Source organism: Clostridium perfringens, assembly GCF_016027375.1.
Classification (GTDB): domain Bacteria; phylum Bacillota; class Clostridia; order Clostridiales; family Clostridiaceae; genus Sarcina; species Sarcina perfringens.
Genome location: NZ_CP065681.1, coordinates 1255939 through 1275861, shown reverse-complemented (window position 1 = coordinate 1275861; position 19923 = coordinate 1255939). Strand labels below are relative to the sequence as shown.

The window sequence follows — 19923 nt, the reverse complement described above, 5'->3', positions numbered from 1 at the left end:
CTCCATTAAAGCTATTTATTAAAAGATATGATTAACATAATAAAAAGATACATACTTTTTTAAATTTATAAAAAAATAAGAACTAAAGTAATTTCAAATACTCTAGTTCCTATTTCTCATTATTTAATATTTTCATAGAAAAATAAACATGCTATAGTTTTTGCATCAGTTATTTTTCCTTCTATAATCATATTTTTAACTTCCTCTAAGGAATATTCATTTAAATTTAAAAATTCATCATGATCAAAATTAGTTTCTCCCTTTTTAAGTTCATGAGCTTTATATATATGAACTACTTCATCACAAAATCCTGGTGATGGTGCTATTTGTCCTAAATATGTTATCTTATTAGCTGAATATCCTGTCTCTTCTTTAAGTTCTCTTAAGGCTGCTTTTTCTAATATTTCTTCCTTATCAACCTTTCCTGCTGGTAATTCTAAAAACACTCTATTAAAAGGCTTTCTAAACTGTTCTACCATAAGAATATTTCCTTTTTCATTGAAAGCTATAACACAAACCCCATTTGAATGTTTAACAATATCTCTTTCTGCCTCATTGCCATCTGGTAATTTCACCTTTTGCTTAACAAGTTCCATAAAAGAACACTTAAATATGCTCTCCTCATTTAAAGTTTTTTCATATAAATCCATATATCTCACCTCAATTTTGGACCTAAAAAATCTAAAATTATTTTTTAAATTTATATAAATATTATAAAATTTCAAATGATATTTGTGAAAAATCCTCACTTAAATTATTATCTATTTTTCTTCTTACTCTTCTTTTCTTCTTTTGAATTTTATAAGGACATCCATCAACATGTTTATTATTAGGTAATGTATAAAAATATTTTCCATCTCTTTGCTTTTTAACTTCCCTAAAACCAAGTTTTGCTTTACATCCATCTATTGGACATACTAAATTCTTTTTATATATTTTTTCATACTCAGATTTAGTTATACAATTAGCTAAAATAATCTTTTTTTCATTTCCTTCTACATATACCGCTTTTCTCAAATTACCTCACCTCTCTATAAAAAAGCACTTTTTATCAGTGAAAATATTATCTGATAAAAAGTGCTTTCTCCTTAATTTAGCTAACTTTATTCTTTAGTCTTAATTTATCTGCAACCATAGCTATAAACTCTGAGTTTGTTGGTTTACCCTTATCATTGTGAATAGTATGTCCAAATATTTTGTTTATAGCATCTATTTGTCCTCTTCCCCAAGCAACCTCTATAGCATGTCTTATAGCTCTTTCAACTCTACTTGCAGTAGTATTATATTTCTTTGCTATTGAAGGATATAACTCTTTTGTTATAGCTGATAGTAATTCCATATCATTTACAACCATAGTTATAGCTTCTCTTAAATACATATATCCTTTTATGTGAGCTGGAACTCCTATTTCATGAATTATACTAGTTATTTCAACCTCTAAATCCATAGGCTCTTTGTTATCATCAGAAGATGAATCCTCACTTTTTGAACCTTCAACTACACTAATTGTAGGTTTACTATTTGTAGGTTCCTCTGATATTGTGCTATTAAACATTTGTCTTATTCTCTCTGTAAATACATCCATGTCAAATGGTTTAACAACATAATAATCTGCCCCTAAAGTTATAGCTCTTTGAGTAATTTTGTCTTGTCCAACAGCAGATAATACTATTACTCTTGGAGTTTTTTCTAATCCTAGAGAATTTATTCTTTCAAGTACACCTAATCCATCTAAATGTGGCATAATTATATCTAATACAACTAAATCTGGTTGTTTTTCTTCTATAAGTTTTAAAGCTTCCAATCCATCCTTTGCAATTCCTGTAACAACAATATCCCTTTGACTTAATAAATAGTCATTTAAAATATTGCAAAACTCTTTGTTATCATCAGCAATTAATACAGATATTTTTGATTCCTTCATGCTTTTCTCTCCTTAACCAACTTTATATATCCATTTTTTTACAATTATTCTACTTTAACTATATTCGACAAAACTTATTTATTTCCTTCTAAAAAAAATAAATACTAAAAAATTCATTTAATTTTCTAGTATTTATTATAACACATATTTACATTAATCACACTTATTTTCTATTATATAATTTTTGCATCTTTTAACATCCACTCTATATAAATTCCATATCCTACTTCAGGTTTATTAACCAAAACATGTGTCACAGCACCAATTATTTTATCATTTTGTATAATTGGACTTCCACTCATTCCTTGGACAACACCACCAGTTTTTTCTAATAATCTTTCATCTGTAATCTTAATTACCATACTCTTTGTACTAATGCTATCTTGCTTTGCAAGTTTTACAATTTCAATATCATAAAGCTTAGGACCTTCTTCATCAATAGTAGTTATAATTTGTGCTGGTCCTGGCTGAATTTCATCTCTCCAACCAACTTTATAAGTTTTATTATTAATATTTTTTAAATTTTCTGTATTCATGCTACCAAATATTCCACATTGTGTATTTCCTGTAACATTTCCTATTGGTTTCTTATCACTTGAAAAAATTCCTCTTAATTCTCCTGGATTACCTTTAACACCTTTTTTTATGCTTATTATTGAAGAATTTAAAAGATCTCCATTTTTTATTGAAAGAATTTTTTCTGTTTCACTATCTGTTATTGGATGACCTATTGCTCCATATTTTCCACTTTCTTTATCATAGAAAGTAAGTGTACCTACACCAGCAGTAGAATCTCTTACCCAAAGACCTATTTTATAATCACCATCTGCATTTTTTGATAAATTTATATTTTTAGTTATTTCTTCACCATTTCTCTCAATTAATATTTCAACATTTTCTGATTTACTCTCGTTGATTTTTTTTGATAAATCTTTTGAATTTTTTATTTTATTTCCATTTACACTTATAAGTCTATCACCAATTTGTATTCCACCATTTTGAGCTGGACTCTCTACTTCTCCTTCTCCTGTTGTTAAGTCTGAATAACCTACTGCTAATACACCATCTGTTGAAACCCTTACACCTACTGAATTTCCTCCAGCATAAAGCTCTATATCTTTCTTTTCCTGTTCACTATTTACAAGAGCTACGCCATATCTGTTCTTAAACTTTTCATCATTACTACTCTTAGAATTTAAAGAATAGAAATTGCTACTTGCAAAAACATTATTACTCTCACAATAATCCCTTGCAAATGTTACAGAGGATAAAAGTAATATTAAAGACATCATTATTATTGATATAATCTTTATTCTTTTGTTCATATTTTTCATTAACTATCTCCTCCTTTTCTATTCTTAATTTGCCCCTTTCAAAAAAATAATATCCTGTATTAACTTTGTTATTCTAGCCAAATCAATTTAAAATATACTAAAATTCTCATATTAGTTTTAAAATAAAAAAAAATAGAACTGTTTAACAGTTCTATTTTGTATTAAAAATCACTTTATTATGTATGAAAAGTCTTAATTGTTTCTTTTTTTGTATCAGCTAGCTCTATCATCTCTTTAGCATTTAATAATGTATTACTTGTCATTTCAACGCCACCTAGCATTTTTCCAACCTCTTCAATTTTTTGATTATAAGTTATAGGTTCAACCTTTGAAAAAGTTTTATTATCTATTACTTTTTTTCTAACCATATAATGATTGTCCGACATACTTGCTATTTGAGGAAGATGTGTGATACAAAAAACTTGATGTTTTGTTGATATTTCATACATCTTTTCTCCAACGGATTGAGCTACTCTTCCACTTATACCGGTGTCTATTTCATCAAATATAACTGTAGGAATCTTATCCTTATCTATAAACACAGCTTTTAAAGCTAACATTATTCTTGAAAGTTCTCCTCCAGAAACTATTCTTTCCATAGGCTTTAATGGTTCACCAGGATTTGTTGATATAAGAAATTGTACTTTGTCCTTACCTTTAAAGTTAAAGGTTTCATCTTCCTCAATAAGAACTTCAAATCTACATTTTCCTAAGCCAACATAGGCCAGTTCTTTATGGATATTTTCTTCTAAAACTTTTGAAAGTTCTATTCTCTTATTATGAATTCTATTAGCTATTTCACTTAAAACATTCTCAACTTTACTTTTTTCATTTAAAAGATCTTCAATTATTTTTTCTGAGTTTTTAATATTATTTATTTGAGATAAAATATTATTTTTATATTCTAAGATTTCGGCTATACTATTTCCATACTTCTTCTTTAATGCAGCAATCTTAAACATACGGCTATTTATTTCTTCTAATTCATTGCCATCATAAACACTTTCATCACATATATCCCTAATTTCTCTAGCCATTTCTTGTATTTCATAGTACATTTCCATTATTTTAGAGTTTATATTTTTGATTTTTTCTAAATGCTCTTCAACATTTGAAAGCTCCCTATTTACTACTGATAAAGAATCCACTACACTGCTTTCAATACCATTTAATAGATTATATGATATTCCCAGTGAATTTTTTATTTTTTCTGCATTAGATAAAACATTAAATCTTTCTGTTAACTCTTCTTCTTCACCATTTCTAAGCTTGGCTTCTTCAATTTCATTTAACTGATATTCTAAATAATTTAAAAGTTTTTCATCTTTTCCTTCATTGCTTAATTCACTTATTTTTCTTTCTATATCCTTAAGCTCTGAGAATTTTTCTCCATATTCTTTTAAATCTTCACTTAACTTAGAATCTCCAAAATCATCTAAATACATTATATGATTTTCTTTATTTAATAAATTTTGATTGTTATGTTGACCATGTATGTCTAGAAGTGTGCTACTTATTTTTTTTAAAGTAGCTACTATTATACTTCTTCCATTAACCTTTATATTACTTCTACCGTTTATAAAAGTTTCTCTAGAAATTATTAAAGTATCATCATACTCTATTTCTAAATCATCTAAAATTTCTTTAAGCCTCTCATTATCATCTATTGAAAATATAGCCTCTACAAAAGTCTTTTCTTCTCCAGTTCTAATTAAGTCCTTGTTAAACTTACTTCCTTGAACATAATTTATCGCATCTATAAGAATAGACTTACCAGCTCCAGTTTCTCCTGATAAAATAGTGAATCCTTCTTTAAAATCTAAAGATGCTTTTTCTATCAAAGCAAAGTTATTTATAGTTAATTGTAAAAGCATACTTCTCCTCCTTAACTATCCTTCTATCATTTCCAGTATCCTAGAAACTAGAGTTTCTGCTTTTTCTAAGCTTCTAACTAATATAAATATTGTGTTATCTCCTGCTATAGTACCAGCAATTTCACCTAAATGAAGGGTATCTATTGCCTCTGCTGCTGCAGATGCTGAACCTGATATTGTTTTAACAACAACCATCTTATCAACATTTTCTACTGAAGTTACAGTATTGGCTAATATATTGCTTAATCTATCAACCATTTCATTTTTTTCTTCTTCTATGATTGTGTATCTATAGTGTCCTTTATTATCTTGTTTTTTAACAAGTTTTAAATTTTTTATATCTCTAGATACTGTAGCTTGAGTAACATCAAACCCAGCTTTTTTTAATTCTTCCGCTAACTCTTCTTGAGTTTCTATCGCTGTTGATTTTATAATTTCAATTATCTTAGAATGTCTCTTAGATTTCATCTTCAACTCACCTTCATAATATTTATTCTATCTTAAACAATTTTTTCCTTAGTACCTTAAAATAACTTTTATTATCAAATGAAATTATTCTAAAAAACTCTTTTGCTTTTTTTATTAAAACTTCATTGTGTTTTTCTAACTTTAATGCTTTTTGACCATCTATTGTAACAAAGACATCTGATTCATTAATAAGAGGCTTAACTCTTACCTTGTTATTTCCATCTATTATCATAGGTCTTGAATTAGGTGTATGAGGACATATAGGGACTATTGATACTATTTGTAAATCTGGCATTATAAGTGGGCCTCCAGCTGAAAAAGAATAGGCTGTTGATCCAACTGGAGTAGAAATTATAACTCCATCCCCTTTAAAAGTAGCATAAAGTTCATCATTTATAAAGACCTCATATTGTGCCATTCTAGATAATGTTCCCCTAGCAACAACAATATCATTTAAAGCCCTTTCCTCTGAACAAGTTACCCCTTCTATAGTACAAGAAAGTAACATTCTTTCCTCTACTTTATAATCACCAACCTTTATTCTATATAAAGCTTCATCTAATTCGCTTATCTCAGCTGTAACTAAAAAGCCTAAATTTCCAATGTTAATTCCTAAAATTGGAGTATCTATAACTGTAGAGAATTTTCTAGCCACACCTAAAAGCGTTCCATCTCCACCAAGTACTATTAAAAGATCTAAAGCCATTAAATCTTTATAATCTCCCTTATAAAATTGGTCTATAACTTTTATTTCATCAGGATTTAGATATTCTTTAACCTTTAAAATAACCAAATTTAAAATTTCATTTTCTTTATCTTTTTCTTTATTAATTATAATTCCTATATTTCTCATGCCCCAAAACACACCTTTACTTTAACTATGAAGTTTATCTAAAGTAATTATAAAATTAATATTTCTTATTTAATAATTTAATTTTTATAAATCACTATGAGATTTATCTACAACTTCATCTATAATATTATAATCAAACTCTTCTGTATTGTTATCCTTCTTTAAATATATTAAATATTCTATATTTCCTTCTGGTCCTTTTATAGGAGAGAAATCAAGACCTAATATATTTAATTTGTGTGATAAAGCAAAATCAACAATTTTCTTAATTACTTCTTTATGAGTAGAAGCTTCTCTTACAACACCTTTTTTGCCAACCTTTTCTCTGCCAGCTTCAAATTGAGGCTTAATAAGTGCCATAACTTCTCCCTTATCATTTAAAAGATTAAGTACAGCTGGCAAAACTGTTGTTAGTGATATAAAAGATACATCTATTGATGCAAAATCACATAATTCTCCTATTTGCTCTGGGGTTACATATCTTACGTTAGTTCTTTCCATACAAACAACTCTTGGATCTACTCTAAGTTTCCAAGCAAATTGTCCATAACCAACATCAATTGAAAATACTTTTGAAGCATCATTTTGAAGCATACAGTCAGTAAATCCACCAGTTGATGCTCCAATATCTAAGCATCTCTTTCCTTTAAGGTCTATTCCAAAGGATTTAACTGCCTTATCAAGTTTAAATCCACCTCTACTAACAAAAGGTAGTTTTTCTCCTCTAAATATGATATTTGAGCTTACAGGAACCTTTTCTCCAGCCTTATCAACTCTCTTTTCTCCTATGAATACCATACCTGCCATTATATATCTCTTAGCTTTTTCTCTTGACTCAGCAATACCTTGTTCAACAAGAAGTACGTCAAGTCTTTCTTTTTTCTCTTTTTTTTCTGCCATAATTTTCTCCTTTAAAGTAATTCAATTAATGTGTTTTTTATTCCCTCTGCATCTAACCCATTAATTTTATATAAAATATCAGGCTTACCATGTTCTATAAACTTATCATTAAATGCTAATGTAACAATTTTTTCTTTATGTCCAATTTCATTTAAATACTCTAGAACGCCTTCTCCAAAGCCACCTTTTTTAATATTATCTTCAATAGTTACAATCTTAAATCCATCCTTTGATAAGGAATTTAATAATTCTTTATCTATTGGTTTTATAAAGGTTGCATTTATAATTAAAATATCTATATTTTTTTCTTCTTTTATTTTTTGTGCAGCAATCATAGCATGTTGAACCATTTTACCAGTAGCAACTATTGCTATTTTATCTCCCTCTTGAACCTTTTCCCATTTTCCATATTCTATTTTACTTAATGGTTTTAAATTAACATCAATATCTCCACCTCTTGGATATCTTATAGCTAAAGGTGCATTAAAATTACTTGCCCATTTTAAGATAACTTCCATTTCATCTATACACTTAGGTGCAACAATAGTCATATTAGGCATTGGAGATAAAAATGAAATGTCGAATATACCTTGATGAGTTTCTCCATCTTCTCCAACTAAGCCAGCTCTATCTAAACAAAGTGTAACAGGTAGCTTTTGTATGCATACATCATGTAAAACTTGGTCATAAGCTCTTTGTAGGAAAGTGGAATAAACCGCAAAAAATGGTTTTAAACCCTCTGCTGCCATTCCAGCAGCTAAGGTAACAGCGTGTTGTTCTGCTATTCCTACATCAAAAAATCTATCAGGAAATTCTTCTCTAAATTCCTTTAACCCTGTTCCATCTGGCATAGCAGCAGTAATTGCAACAACTTTGTCATCATTTTTAGCTAATTTAATCATTTCTTCTCCAAAGGTAGAAGAATAATTTCTACTTGCAAACTTTGAAATTACTCCTTCCCCTAAATCAAAAGGAGATACTCCATGATATTTATTAGGATTTTTTTCTGCTAATTCATAGCCTTTTCCTTTTTTAGTAACTGTATGTATTATAACTGGTCCTTTTATATTTTTAGCTATGCTTAAAACTTCATTTAATTCTCTAATATTATGTCCATCTACTATACCAAAATATTTTAATCCAATATCTTCAAAGTACATACTTGGTACAACAATTTTTTTAATACCATCTTTTAATTTTGAAAGAGAGTTCTTTACTCTTTTCCCAAAAGAAGTTGTATCTAAAGTTGATCCAATATCTGATTTTAATTTATTATAACCTACACCCATTCTAAGCTTATTTAAATAGGTTGCAAGTCCTCCAACATTTTTACATATAGACATTTGATTATCATTTAATATTATTATAAGATTATCTTTTCTATATCCAATATCATTTAAGGCTTCTAAGGCCATACCTCCAGTTAAGGCTCCATCACCTATAACTGCTATAACCTTATTATCTTTTCCAAGTAGCCTCTGTGCTCTAGCCATACCTGCTGCTGAAGATAGTGATGTACTACTATGTCCAGTGGCAAAAAAATCATATTCACTTTCTGTTCTCTTAGGAAATCCACACAATCCACCATATTGTCTTAAAGTATTAAATTTATCTTTTCTTCCTGTTAATATCTTATAAGCATAAGATTGATGTCCAACATCCCATATTATTCTATCTTCACTAAAATCAAAATTTTTAAACAAAGCTACTGTTAAATCAATAACTCCTAAGTTTGAAGCAAAATGTCCCCCAGTATTTGAAACACTTTCAATTAAAAATTCTCTTAAATCTTCAGCTAATATTTCTAATTCTTTCTCATCTAAATCCTTTATTTCTTTAGGATCAGTTATTCTCTGTAGAACTTCACTCATTTAAACCAAATCCTTTATTATTAAAATTTTCTCTCTAAAAGTTTCATGGTTAAAACTTTTAGAGGCTCTGTATTTCCTTCTATTGAACTTAATATCTCTATACATTCCTCAGTTATATTCACGCATTTTTTCTTACACTCTTCTAATCCAAAAATGGTTATATAATTATTTTTATTGCTTTCTTGGTCTTTGTGAACATTCTTCCCTAAATCTTTTGCATTTCCCACTACATCTAATATATCATCTTTTATTTGAAATGCTAAGCCTAACTTATATCCAAAATCCTCTAATTTTTTAATATCTCCCTCTGAAGCTTCTGCTAAAACCGCTCCAGACATTATTGAAGCTTTTATAAGTTCTCCAGTTTTCTTTAAATGCATATAATCTAATTCTTTTAAAGAAATTTCTTCCTTATCTTCATTTATTATATCAACAATTTGACCACCAATCATTCCATCTGATCCTGCTGCATCTGCAATTATTTTAGTTGCCTTTAATGCACTTATTCCTTCTTCTAAAGAATAATCAACTAAAATTTTCATAGCTTCATTTAAAAGAGCATCTCCAGCTAAAACAGCAATAGCTTCTCCAAAAACCTTATGATTTGTAGGTTTTCCTCTTCTTAAATCATCATTGTCCATACATGGTAAATCATCATGTATTAAAGAATAAGTGTGTATCATTTCTATGGCCATTGCAGGTGTTAATATTTTTTTATAATCACTTTTATAAATATAGTAAGATAAAAGCATTAAGATTGGTCTTATTCTTTTTCCTCCTACGTTTATGCTATATGCCATTGAATCATATAAAACTTTATTGTATTCTCTATCTTTATTAAAATAAGCTTTTAAAGATTGATCAACTTCCTCTTTTAAGCTATTAATATTCATTGCTGTATCCTCCAAAGTCTTCCTCTTTTTCATCTTCAACAACCTTTATTTTGCCTTCTAAAGTGCTTAGCTTCTTATATAGTTTATTTACTATTTTAACGCCATTTTCATAGCTTTTTATAGACTCTTCTAAGGTTAAATCTCCATTTTCCAGTTGCTTTACGATTTCATTTAATTCACTAACCATACTTTCATAATTAGTTTCTTTTCTAGCCATTTTATCTCTCTTTGCTCCTTATTCATTAATAATTTTTATATCTATATTAACGGAACCATCCTTCATTATCACTTTTACCATATCGTTCTTTTTTAATTCACTTACTTCGTTAATTACTTTATCTTTTTTATCCATTATTACTGAATACCCTCTTCCTAAGGTGTTTAATGGATTTAAGGTTTGTAATATGCTATTTAAAGCAATAAGTTCATCTTTTGCCTTATCAATTTTTCTTTTTCCTAAAAAGTTTAACTTTTCTTCTAAGGAATTTACTTCTTTTATTCTTTTTTCAATTATATGCTTAGGATTATTACCTTTTAATCCTTTGTGTAATAAATCTACATCTTTCTTTGCATTTAAAAATTTTCTGTCAATAGCTCTATGTAAGAACTCTTTTTTATTTAATAAATCATTTATCATTTCTTGTAATGACGGTGATACTAACTCTCCTGCTGCTGATGGTGTAGGTGCTCTCATATCACTTACAAAATCACTAATAGTAAAATCTACTTCGTGTCCAACAGCTGATACAGTAGGTATTCTACTATTAAATATCTCATATGCTAAGTCTCTATTATTAAAAGTCCAAAGTTCTTCAATAGATCCTCCACCTCTACCTAAGATGATAACATCAACTGATTTCTCATTATTAAAATATCTAATACCCTCAATTATTGAATCTGCTGCATTTTCTCCTTGAACCTTAGCTGGATATAAAATAATATCTAAAGATTTATTTCTTCTTTGTATTACGTTTATTATATCCCTTACTGCTGCTCCAGTCCTTGCTGTAATTATTCCAATTCTCTTAGGGAATTTTGGTAAGGCTCTTTTGTATTTTTCATCAAAAATTCCTTCTTCACTAAGTTCTTTTTTTAATTTATGAAATTCTTCAAAAAGTTCTCCAATTCCTGCTTTTTTAATATTTTCGCAGTAAAGCTGATAAGTTCCTTCTTTATGATAAACACCTAATCTAGCCTTTATTTCTACCTTCATTCCTTCTTCTAGTCTAAAATCTAAATTAACTGCATTATTTTTAAACATAATGCAGTTAACCTTGCTATTTTCATCTTTCAATGAAAAATAAATATGACCACTTGAATGGAATTTTAAATTAGATATTTCACCTTTGACATTAAGATTCTTTAATATAAAGTCATTTTCAACTAACTTTTTAACGTAGTTATTAACTTCACCAACAGATAATGTCTTTAGTTTCATTCTAATCTAACTCCTTACAAACATTTTTTAAAAGAAGAGTCGTAGTTAAAGAACCTACTCCTCCTGGAACTGGTGTAATTAATGATGCTTTTTCATAAACATCATCAAAATTAACATCTCCCGTTATTTTACCATTAACCTCACTAGTTCCTACATCAATAACAACCGCTCCTTCTCTAACATAAGAAGAATCTATGAAATTAGCCCTTCCAATAGCTACTACTAATATGTCAGCTCTCTTACAAACTTCTTTTAAGTTCTTAGTTCTTGAATGACATACTGTTACTGTAGCATTTTCATTTAAAAACATTTGAAAAAGAGGTTTACCAACTATATTACTTCTTCCAATAATAACAACTTCTTTTCCCTCAATTTCAATGTTATAAGCTTTTAAAAGAGTTATTACACTGTTTGGTGTGCATGGCATAAAACACTTCTCACCCTTATAGAATCTACCTACACTTACCTCAGAAAGACAATCTAAGTCTTTATCTGCATCTATTAAATTTGTAACTGCTCTCTCATCAATATGTTTTGGTAAAGGTAATAAAAGCATTATTCCATTTACACTATCATCTTTATTTAACTCTTCTATCTTAAGTTTCAGATTTTCTTCTGAAATACTTTCATCTAATTTTATCTTCTCAAAGTCTATTCCTAAATTATTAGCTAATTTTTCTTGGAAGTTTTGGTAATATACTGAGCCTCCATCATCCCCAACTAGTATAGACGATATTTTTAAAGACTTTCCAGAAGCTTTTAATTCCTCTGTATAACTCTTAATTTGCCCCTTTATGTCTATAGCCACTGTTTTTCCGCTTAAAATTTTATCCATTACCTGCCCCTCCAAATCTTATAATTCTAGTAAAAATAAATTTAGCCCCTATTGCATATTCTTATATACTTTATCTAAAACTCCATTTATAAATGAAACTGATTTATTATCTGAATATTTTTTACATAACTCAATAGCTTCATTTATTGATACCTTTCCTGGTACATCCTCTGCAAATAATATTTCATATGTAGAAATTCTTAAAATTGATAAGTTAACCTTTGAAATTCTGTTTAATTTCCATTTTACAAGTTGACTTTCTATTAAAGAATCTAACTTTTCCTTATTTTCTTCTATTCCTAATAATCCTGATTTTATGTATGCTAGATCTAAATCATCCTTAGAAATGTCCTCGTTCTCCATAAAAGAATTGAAAGTTTCTAATGCAGTTTCTGAAGTTATTTCCATTTGGTAAGCTAATTGTAATAAATATTCTCTTGATTTTACTCTATTCATTATATCCTCCTATGTTTTGAAAATACTCTATTTAGTATTATTGTCTTAATTTATATTATTAATCATATAGTTAATGATTTAACACAATGAAACACCCTCTGAAATCAGAGGGTGACTACTATTTTTTTAATATTTCATTTTTATCTTCTTCTTTTAAGATAATTATGTTTTGCACATATATGTTCACTAGTGCCACCTTAAGTCCAGTTATAGCTTCAACAGTCCTTCTTACGTTTTCCTGCACTTGAGAAACTACATCAGGGATCTTAATTCCGTATTGAACAGTAACACCAATTTCTATAACTGCTTCACCATTCTCCACATTAACCTTAATGCCCTTACCTAAACTTTTCTTTGAAAATTTATGTCCTATTCCAGTGCTATTATTGTGATTTATCTCAAGTATTCCGTCTATCTCAGATGCAGCTATACCAGCTACGACACCGATAACTTCATCAGATATATTAACTATACCTAAGTTAGCTTCATCTCTATTCATTTCATTCATAAAGCTGAACCCTCCTACTAATCTTCACGAAACTTAATTAGTTATAGGTTCATTATAGCAAATAACTAATTACAATACAATTAATTATTTTTTTTCTATATCAACGTCATATACTTTTGATACATTCATAACTATATCTTGGATTTCAACCATTTTCTCTTGAGTTAACTCCTCATTAGTCTTAACTACAACCTTAGCATTATCACCATCTATAAAACATATTACATCTTCATAACCTTTGCTCTTTATACTAAGTTCTATTCTTGTTTCATAATCTCTTGCCATAGTTTTTTCAGTTAATTCTTTTTCAGCTTCTTCTTTTTGTTCTGCTGAAGTGTTCTTATCTTCTACTATAGCTTTTAAGTTATCGATAGTTTTAGAATCTTTTTGTTCTCTTAAATTTCTTGATTCATAAAAATAATTTGAAGATGTTTCAGTTGCATTGTCATCATTTTCTCCAAAAGCTGTAGGAACTTCTCCCATGCTCTCTTTAATTTGATTGTTAACTCTAGTTGCTAGAACGCCAGTACAAACTATTAATGCTAAAAGTGTTAAAATTATCCCTGCTTGTTTTCTGTTCATAATGAACCCCCCATAAATTTTAATTTTATTTTTTCATTGCTAATACATTTACCTTATCAACACTTATGTTATATAAGCTTGATATCGCTTTTGTTATTTCATACTTTATCTTGCTATCTTCTGCACCTTCAGCCACAACCATGACTCCTAAAACCTCTGGCTTTTCTGTTTTTAATATAACTGGTTCACTTCCATTTGAGCTATTTGACATAACTATTTTATCTCCATCAGTCTCTTGTGAATTAACCCTTGTCCCTCCTTCACTATCAGTTTCTTCTGTAGTGCTTTTTTGAGAAGAATTATCTACAGCTGGTACTTTTACTTCACTGCTTTGAAAGTTTATTACTACATCTACTGATCCTACTCCATTTATTTTTCCTAATATCCTCTCTAAATCTTTTTCTTGTTTTTCTTGATAACTTAAAACTTCTGAATCTTTTTGGCTATTACTATTCATATCCTCTTTTGATACTTTTTCTAAATTAGTTTTCTCACTTTTAGTTATATTGTTTACACCTGTAAAATATGACACAACTAAATAAAACATTATAACTAATAAAAGTAATATTATTAAATTAGTAATATTCTTCTGTTTAAAAAGATTAGCTATTTTCTCCTTTAACTCATGCATCTTTATACCCCCTCCTAGGCATATGAAACAATTATATTTTCATGAGAAATTTCAAGTTCCTTTTCAACAAACTTTTCAATTTTTTCTAAAAAAGAATCCTTTTTCTCTTCTTTATTAACCTTTTCTTTTCCAACAACAACCTTATCTACTTTTTTTACTTTTTTTTCATCTAAAACTGTAATTTCTGCTTTTTCTATATTAAATTTCACTTCATCAAAATCTATTTTCCCAATTAAATTAACCTCAAACTCATTCTCATAGAATTCATCTTTTAATGACTTTTCTAAGTTTTTCTCAACACTTTTTAAAATTGCTTCTTCATCATATAATGACTTTTTTTCCTCATCTGATCTTGTAATATCACTTATTTTTTCCTGAAAAACAGTTTCATCTATATCCTTATTCATAGTTAAAAGCCCTATTATTGGTGATAGCATTACAGAAAGTATTATTAATGAAAATGCAAATTTAACATGTTTTTTTATTGAAGAATTAGGTAAAATTATATGAGCAATAGATATGATGACTATAACAACGCAAAGGGTTGAAATCCAATTTTTTAAAAGTTCCATCTTATTTCTATCCTCCTACTATAAAATTACCTGCTGTAGCCATCATAGATGCCATAATAAAGAACATTATGCTGACACTTATTATGCATGACATTATCATAAATAAGGCTTCTCCAACGGTTTCCACACTGCTAGAAATCTTTGAATCAACAACAGGCTCAATAACCGCTGATGTAAGTTTAAAACATATAGCCATAAGGCCTATTTTTATTATTGGATAAATTACAATTACAACGATAACTATTACTCCCAAAGAAGTTATTACACTTTTCATAGCTAAGGAATATCCTGCTACTGTGGTTATTGCATCTGAAAATGCCTTTCCCACTATAGGCACAAAATTATCTACAGCAAACTTTACTGTTTTTACAGCCACTGCATCTAAGGTATCTGCCGTCATTCCTCTTAAAGTTAATATTCCAACAAATATTGTTAATATAAACCCTTGAGATATCATAACAACCTGTTTTATGAACTTACACATTCTATCTATTTTAAATTCGCTAGAAAGATTATTAACAAACTGTAATGTAAAGTATGCTAATATTAGTGGGAATAAAAAGTATGTGTAAATTCTAGGAGTTATAGAAACTGCCCCTAGTACTATGGGGTCTATGGTAACAGCTGATGTTACTCCCCCTGAGGTAGCTATAAGCATTACAATAACTGGAACAATAACATTCATAAAATCTATAATTGAAGTTAAGACTTCCTTTCCTAAGTTAAGAGATATAAAGAAACTTTTAGTTAAAAGCATTATAAGTAGGGCATAGCAAGCAAAAAATGCTATCTGTGTTACTCCCTCTTCAATATTAAAAGCATCCTGTAAATTTTTAAGTAAGGCACTTAAAAGAGCAATTACTAATATTGAAGCGATAAACTTTAAAACTATGTTAAGTTCTCTAAATATATAACTAAGTATTGAAGCACCTATTTTCTTTAAGGTTATTGGATCTTCTCCACTTTCTAAATAATTCATTATATATTCCTTAGCAGACATATTGCCTAATATATCTTCTTCTGTTTCTAAATTATTTATATAATCATAAAATCTTTCTATTCTTGAGTCATTGTCTATTTTTTCTTTTGAACTCTCTAAGTTATCATTCGCCAAAACTTTTAAGTTAAAGCAAAATACAAAGATAAGAGATAATAATATTATGTTTATCAACTTTTTCATATCTTAGCTCCTACATTATACTTAAAATAGAATTCAAAATATTAGCCATTATTGGTATAGCTAATAATAGAATCATAATTTTTCCTGTAAACTCTACCTTCTTACCTAATACTGTGACCCCTGCATCATTACATATATAACTACAAAAAGTTGAAAGATATGCTATGGCAATAATTTTCATGACTATAGCAATATATGATGAATCCATTCCAGACTCCCTTGCTATATCCTGCATAAATGCTATTATTTCATTAACATAAGGCATTACAAAAAGAAAAATTACTATGCCAGCTCCTAAAAGAAGAAAAACTGCAAAGGTGCTCTTATTATCTTTTAAAACTAGATATAAAAATAAACTTATTAGTACAAAGCTTATTACTTGTATAACTACATCCATATTTCATTTTGCCAGTAATCTTTTGCTTTATTTAGACCTTAGATTACTGTCATAGACACCTCCTTCTCAATGTATTTCATAAATCTATTAAAATAAAAACATAGATTTAACAGAAGAAAATAATCTACTTATAAGTTGAATCATCATGGTAAGTATTATTACTACTCCAACTATATTAGCTAAAGTTGCATACTCCTTTTTACCACTTTGATCAAGAACTTTATCTAGTATAACAAGCACTATACCAACTCCTGCAATCTGAAAAATCAAAGATAAATCCGACATATATGGCCTCCCCCTAAAACTTAACTCTTATTAAATAGTCCAAAAGTAAAATTTCTTTTCTAAAAATCTATTAGACTAAACAAGAAAAATAGCTATCATTGCACCTACTGCAACCCCTAAATACCTATATACCTTAGTATTTTTATTACATTCATCTTCAGCAATCTCTAATTCTATATCTAGCTTTTCCTTTGCTAAATTAAATATCTTAATTTGTCCCTCTACATTGGTTTCTCCTAAAGACTTTGAAAGATCTAATAAAATTTCAAAATCCTTATTCCTTAGATTCATTTCTTTCTTATGTTCATTTATACTTTCTTTAAAAGCCATATATACATTTTCTACTTCATTATTTTTTAATTTAAAAGAAATTTCATTAAATAATTCTTTTATTGGGCTTTTAGCTTTTAAAGCTATACTCTCTATACTCTCTGGTAAAGGAGTGTAAGTATAAACAATATCATTTTCAAAATCTATTAAAGCTCTTTTTAACTCTCTAAGTTGGGAAAGTCTATTTCTAAATCCTTCTCCATACAGGTATCCAATTAAAGAACTAAGTAGAACTATAATAAGCAGAAAAAAAACTTTCATTTCCTCCTCCTATTAAAGATAACTTTTCTAGTAGATTTGTTATTTTTATACCTTTTATTAATTCTAATAAATTCAGTAGCACCAATTGAAAATAGGTATCTTATTTTTCATAACCTACTAGAAAATTTAAAGATAATTTTATTATGTTAAACATTATATATACCCTCAATTGTTCCAATTCCTTTTTTACCACTAAGAACTACAACTTTATTTATTATATTATTTTCAACAATCTCCCTAAAAACAGGTCTTCTATACAATTCTTCAACATTTCTTCCATGCAGGGTAGCTATAATACTAACTCCAGAATTATATGCCATCATTAATCCTTCCATATCTTTATAAGTTCCAATTTCATCACATATAATAACCTCTGGAGAAAGCCCTCTTACAGCCATCATCATACCTTCACTTTTTATACAGTTATCATATACATCAGTTCTCATTCCTACATTCATTTGGGGAATTCCATTGTAACAAGCAGCTATTTCGCTTCTTTCATCAATTACAACTGTTCTCTTTCCCTTAAAACCAATTTGAGAAATTCCATTAGATATATTTCTTGTAATATCTCTTAAAAGTGTGGTTTTTCCACATTTAGGTGGAGATATTATTAAAGTATTATTTACCCTGTTATTTTCTACTAAGCTATTCATTAAACTATTTGAACAGCCTACTATTTCTCTACAAACTCTAATATTTAAAGAAGTTATATTTCTAATAGTTTTAATAGAATTATCTTCTATTACACATTGACCTGCTAATCCAACTCTATGCCCTCCTTGGATAGTTATATATCCTTGTCTTATATCTTCCTCAAAGGCATATAAAGAGTAGTTACTTATTTTTTGAATTATGGCTTTAACATCCTCTCTCCTTATTACATAGTTAAAAATTGTTTCTGTATTATCTAAAACTATGTTAAGAGGCTTTCCAACCTTAACTCTAATTTCTTGTAATTTATTTAAATTACTTTTATCTTTTAAACAAGAATTTATCTTATCTGGTAATACATCAAATATTTCTTTCAAAGTACCTCCTCTCCTTTCTATTTAAATCTATTACTTTACATAAGAAATTATTCTAATTATTTTTAAAATAATAAATCTTTTTTGGAGACCTCTTCTTCTCTTCTATTTAAATTTATTACTTTACATAAAAAACTATTCTAAGTATTTTCTAATTTTGAGCAAAAAAATAAACTGTACCTTTTATAAGGCACAGTTTATTAAACTTCAAATTCATTTCCACAATAAGGACAAGGTATACTTTCAGATCTGTTTAATATATCTTTTTCTATGTATATAGGCTTATGACATTTATCACAAACTACTTCACAGTATTCATCATCATATTCTTCAAGCTCTTCTAAAGTTAGCTCTTCAAAAAGTTCATCCTGTACTCCACTTAAATCATCATTTAGTAGATTTACATTTTCATCTAAAGTTTCAACATTAACTTGTAACTCTTCAATCTTATCAACTAAAGATGAAATTACATTAAGTAAGGAATCCTTAAATTCTTTATCTAACTCAGTGTTTTTATCCATAGCTTTAAGTAAGTTGCTAATGTTATTTTTAATATCCTTCACTGAAATCACTTCCTTATATTAAATATGCTAAGCTTTTTAAGCTTAGCATAAATTTATTTTTATCTATATTCACTAGATAAATTTGACTTAAATACATTTAAATCAAGTTTTTATTAAACTCTTTCCATGTACTCGCCAGTTCTAGTATCTATTCTTATAGTGTTTCCTTCTTCAACGAACATAGGAACCATAACTGTTGCACCAGTTTCAACAACTGCAGTTTTCATAGCTGTAGTAGCAGTGTTTCCTTTAACACTTGGCTCACACTCAGTGATTAATAACTCAACAAAGTTTGGAGCTTCTACTGAGAAAGCTTCTCCTTTGTAGAATTTGATTACAGCGTTCATGTTTTCTTTTAAGAATTTTATAGCATCTTCAACTTTTTCATGGTTTAAAGGAATTTGCTCGAAAGTTTCTTGATCCATGAAGTAGTATAATTCTCCATCTGAGTAAAGGTATTGCATTTCTTTTCTTTCGATTATAGCTTCTTGTAATTTATCAGTTGGGTTGAAAGTTCTGTCTGTAACACCACCCATTATAACGTTTCTTAATTTAGTTCTAACGAAAGCAGCACCTTTTCCTGGTTTAACGTGTAAGAAGTCTATAACTGTGTATACTTGTCCATCCAGTTCAAAAGTAGTTCCTTTTCTTAAATCACTTCCTGATATCATTAAGTATCCCTCCAAAATCTATTAATTCATTTTATATTATAACCCTTTAAGATAAATTAATACCCTCTA

General features: G+C 28.3%; 25 protein-coding genes. All 25 read right to left on the bottom strand.

Annotated features, from left to right (window positions below; all coding sequences use genetic code 11):
* Positions 1–119 precede the first annotated feature (119 nt).
* A complete protein-coding gene (locus I6G60_RS06295) occupies positions 120–650 on the bottom strand; it encodes an NUDIX hydrolase (protein WP_110016143.1) in 531 nt (176 codons plus the stop codon).
* 61 nt (positions 651–711) lie between these two features.
* Positions 712–1017, bottom strand: a complete 306-nt coding sequence (locus tag I6G60_RS06290) for a hypothetical protein (protein ID WP_003458729.1) — start codon at positions 1015–1017, stop codon at positions 712–714.
* Between the two features lie 76 nt (positions 1018–1093).
* Positions 1094–1924 carry a sporulation transcription factor Spo0A gene (spo0A, locus tag I6G60_RS06285; protein ID WP_003451549.1) on the bottom strand — a complete coding sequence of 277 codons (831 nt, stop codon included), beginning with the start codon at positions 1922–1924 and terminating at the stop codon, positions 1094–1096.
* Between the two features lie 173 nt (positions 1925–2097).
* Entirely contained in the window at positions 2098–3258 is a 1161-nt protein-coding gene (gene spoIVB / locus I6G60_RS06280; RefSeq protein WP_003451227.1) for a SpoIVB peptidase, read from the bottom strand.
* A gap of 176 nt (positions 3259–3434) precedes the next feature.
* Positions 3435–5132 carry a DNA repair protein RecN gene (recN, locus tag I6G60_RS06275; protein WP_003458741.1) on the bottom strand — a complete coding sequence of 566 codons (1698 nt, stop codon included), beginning with the start codon at positions 5130–5132 and terminating at the stop codon, positions 3435–3437.
* A gap of 15 nt (positions 5133–5147) precedes the next feature.
* The gene (locus I6G60_RS06270) at positions 5148–5600 is read right to left on the bottom strand and encodes an arginine repressor (protein ID WP_003451580.1); all 453 of its coding nucleotides are present in this window, start codon (positions 5598–5600) and stop codon (positions 5148–5150) included.
* 22 nt (positions 5601–5622) lie between these two features.
* On the bottom strand, positions 5623–6453 hold the full coding sequence (locus I6G60_RS06265) for an NAD(+)/NADH kinase (RefSeq protein WP_003458666.1): 831 nt from the start codon (positions 6451–6453) through the stop codon (positions 5623–5625).
* An 84-nt stretch (positions 6454–6537) separates the two neighbouring features.
* On the bottom strand, positions 6538–7353 hold the full coding sequence (locus I6G60_RS06260; RefSeq protein WP_003458690.1) for a TlyA family RNA methyltransferase: 816 nt from the start codon (positions 7351–7353) through the stop codon (positions 6538–6540).
* Positions 7354–7364: 11 nt separating this feature from the next.
* Entirely contained in the window at positions 7365–9224 is a 1860-nt protein-coding gene (dxs, locus tag I6G60_RS06255) for a 1-deoxy-D-xylulose-5-phosphate synthase (protein ID WP_003458746.1), read from the bottom strand.
* Positions 9225–9244: 20 nt separating this feature from the next.
* Positions 9245–10117, bottom strand: a complete 873-nt coding sequence (locus I6G60_RS06250; RefSeq protein ID WP_003458680.1) for a polyprenyl synthetase family protein — start codon at positions 10115–10117, stop codon at positions 9245–9247.
* Positions 10107–10334: an exodeoxyribonuclease VII small subunit gene (locus tag I6G60_RS06245; protein ID WP_003451121.1), complete on the bottom strand. Its 228-nt coding sequence runs from the start codon at positions 10332–10334 to the stop codon at positions 10107–10109. Before I6G60_RS06245 ends, I6G60_RS06250 begins: the two co-directional genes overlap by 11 nt.
* Before the next feature lie 18 nt (positions 10335–10352).
* Positions 10353–11555, bottom strand: a complete 1203-nt coding sequence (gene xseA / locus I6G60_RS06240) for an exodeoxyribonuclease VII large subunit (RefSeq protein ID WP_003458744.1) — start codon at positions 11553–11555, stop codon at positions 10353–10355.
* 1 nt (position 11556) lies between these two features.
* Positions 11557–12390, bottom strand: coding sequence for a bifunctional methylenetetrahydrofolate dehydrogenase/methenyltetrahydrofolate cyclohydrolase (locus I6G60_RS06235; RefSeq protein ID WP_003458738.1), 834 nt, complete (start codon positions 12388–12390; stop codon positions 11557–11559).
* 48 nt (positions 12391–12438) lie between these two features.
* Positions 12439–12846, bottom strand: a complete 408-nt coding sequence (gene nusB / locus I6G60_RS06230; protein WP_003451187.1) for a transcription antitermination factor NusB — start codon at positions 12844–12846, stop codon at positions 12439–12441.
* A 118-nt stretch (positions 12847–12964) separates the two neighbouring features.
* Positions 12965–13354, bottom strand: a complete 390-nt coding sequence (locus tag I6G60_RS06225; protein WP_003451410.1) for an Asp23/Gls24 family envelope stress response protein — start codon at positions 13352–13354, stop codon at positions 12965–12967.
* 84 nt (positions 13355–13438) lie between these two features.
* The gene (locus I6G60_RS06220) at positions 13439–13936 is read right to left on the bottom strand and encodes a SpoIIIAH-like family protein (protein WP_003451536.1); all 498 of its coding nucleotides are present in this window, start codon (positions 13934–13936) and stop codon (positions 13439–13441) included.
* A 25-nt stretch (positions 13937–13961) separates the two neighbouring features.
* A complete protein-coding gene (gene spoIIIAG, locus I6G60_RS06215; RefSeq protein ID WP_003451336.1) occupies positions 13962–14567 on the bottom strand; it encodes a stage III sporulation protein AG in 606 nt (201 codons plus the stop codon).
* A gap of 14 nt (positions 14568–14581) precedes the next feature.
* Positions 14582–15139, bottom strand: coding sequence for a stage III sporulation protein AF (gene spoIIIAF / locus I6G60_RS06210; RefSeq protein ID WP_003458682.1), 558 nt, complete (start codon positions 15137–15139; stop codon positions 14582–14584).
* A 7-nt stretch (positions 15140–15146) separates the two neighbouring features.
* Positions 15147–16319: a stage III sporulation protein AE gene (gene spoIIIAE / locus I6G60_RS06205; protein ID WP_003458684.1), complete on the bottom strand. Its 1173-nt coding sequence runs from the start codon at positions 16317–16319 to the stop codon at positions 15147–15149.
* A 10-nt stretch (positions 16320–16329) separates the two neighbouring features.
* Positions 16330–16716, bottom strand: coding sequence for a stage III sporulation protein AD (gene spoIIIAD / locus I6G60_RS06200; RefSeq protein ID WP_003451406.1), 387 nt, complete (start codon positions 16714–16716; stop codon positions 16330–16332).
* A gap of 87 nt (positions 16717–16803) precedes the next feature.
* Positions 16804–17001 (bottom strand): stage III sporulation protein AC, encoded by a 198-nt coding sequence (gene spoIIIAC / locus I6G60_RS06195; RefSeq protein ID WP_003451671.1) that lies wholly within the window; start codon positions 16999–17001, stop codon positions 16804–16806.
* Positions 17002–17076: 75 nt separating this feature from the next.
* Positions 17077–17592: a stage III sporulation protein SpoIIIAB gene (spoIIIAB, locus tag I6G60_RS06190; RefSeq protein WP_003458670.1), complete on the bottom strand. Its 516-nt coding sequence runs from the start codon at positions 17590–17592 to the stop codon at positions 17077–17079.
* A 146-nt stretch (positions 17593–17738) separates the two neighbouring features.
* A complete protein-coding gene (gene spoIIIAA, locus I6G60_RS06185) occupies positions 17739–18623 on the bottom strand; it encodes a stage III sporulation protein AA (RefSeq protein WP_003451516.1) in 885 nt (294 codons plus the stop codon).
* A gap of 197 nt (positions 18624–18820) precedes the next feature.
* The gene (locus I6G60_RS06180; protein ID WP_003458718.1) at positions 18821–19183 is read right to left on the bottom strand and encodes a CD1247 N-terminal domain-containing protein; all 363 of its coding nucleotides are present in this window, start codon (positions 19181–19183) and stop codon (positions 18821–18823) included.
* A 113-nt stretch (positions 19184–19296) separates the two neighbouring features.
* On the bottom strand, positions 19297–19854 hold the full coding sequence (efp, locus tag I6G60_RS06175; protein WP_003451649.1) for an elongation factor P: 558 nt from the start codon (positions 19852–19854) through the stop codon (positions 19297–19299).
* Between the last annotated feature and the right edge of the window lie 69 nt (positions 19855–19923).

Coding starts and splice junctions, on each gene's coding strand:
- spoIIIAE (WP_003458684.1), bottom strand. CDS start 16,319: ATGAAAAAGTTGATAAACATAATATTATTATCTCTTATCTTTGTATTT.
- spo0A (WP_003451549.1), bottom strand. CDS start 1,924: ATGAAGGAATCAAAAATATCTGTATTAATTGCTGATGATAACAAAGAG.
- efp (WP_003451649.1), bottom strand. CDS start 19,854: ATGATATCAGGAAGTGATTTAAGAAAAGGAACTACTTTTGAACTGGAT.
- I6G60_RS06265 (WP_003458666.1), bottom strand. CDS start 6,453: ATGAGAAATATAGGAATTATAATTAATAAAGAAAAAGATAAAGAAAAT.
- spoIIIAB (WP_003458670.1), bottom strand. CDS start 17,592: ATGAAAGTTTTTTTTCTGCTTATTATAGTTCTACTTAGTTCTTTAATT.
- xseA (WP_003458744.1), bottom strand. CDS start 11,555: ATGAAACTAAAGACATTATCTGTTGGTGAAGTTAATAACTACGTTAAA.
- I6G60_RS06225 (WP_003451410.1), bottom strand. CDS start 13,354: ATGAATGAAATGAATAGAGATGAAGCTAACTTAGGTATAGTTAATATA.
- spoIVB (WP_003451227.1), bottom strand. CDS start 3,258: ATGAAAAATATGAACAAAAGAATAAAGATTATATCAATAATAATGATG.
- I6G60_RS06235 (WP_003458738.1), bottom strand. CDS start 12,390: ATGGATAAAATTTTAAGCGGAAAAACAGTGGCTATAGACATAAAGGGG.
- I6G60_RS06250 (WP_003458680.1), bottom strand. CDS start 10,117: ATGAATATTAATAGCTTAAAAGAGGAAGTTGATCAATCTTTAAAAGCT.
- I6G60_RS06270 (WP_003451580.1), bottom strand. CDS start 5,600: ATGAAATCTAAGAGACATTCTAAGATAATTGAAATTATAAAATCAACA.
- nusB (WP_003451187.1), bottom strand. CDS start 12,846: ATGAATAGAGTAAAATCAAGAGAATATTTATTACAATTAGCTTACCAA.
- dxs (WP_003458746.1), bottom strand. CDS start 9,224: ATGAGTGAAGTTCTACAGAGAATAACTGATCCTAAAGAAATAAAGGAT.
- spoIIIAC (WP_003451671.1), bottom strand. CDS start 17,001: ATGTCGGATTTATCTTTGATTTTTCAGATTGCAGGAGTTGGTATAGTG.
- spoIIIAF (WP_003458682.1), bottom strand. CDS start 15,139: ATGGAACTTTTAAAAAATTGGATTTCAACCCTTTGCGTTGTTATAGTC.
- spoIIIAD (WP_003451406.1), bottom strand. CDS start 16,716: ATGGATGTAGTTATACAAGTAATAAGCTTTGTACTAATAAGTTTATTT.
- I6G60_RS06220 (WP_003451536.1), bottom strand. CDS start 13,936: ATGAACAGAAAACAAGCAGGGATAATTTTAACACTTTTAGCATTAATA.
- I6G60_RS06260 (WP_003458690.1), bottom strand. CDS start 7,353: ATGGCAGAAAAAAAAGAGAAAAAAGAAAGACTTGACGTACTTCTTGTT.
- I6G60_RS06245 (WP_003451121.1), bottom strand. CDS start 10,334: ATGGCTAGAAAAGAAACTAATTATGAAAGTATGGTTAGTGAATTAAAT.
- recN (WP_003458741.1), bottom strand. CDS start 5,132: ATGCTTTTACAATTAACTATAAATAACTTTGCTTTGATAGAAAAAGCA.
- I6G60_RS06295 (WP_110016143.1), bottom strand. CDS start 650: ATGGATTTATATGAAAAAACTTTAAATGAGGAGAGCATATTTAAGTGT.
- spoIIIAG (WP_003451336.1), bottom strand. CDS start 14,567: ATGCATGAGTTAAAGGAGAAAATAGCTAATCTTTTTAAACAGAAGAAT.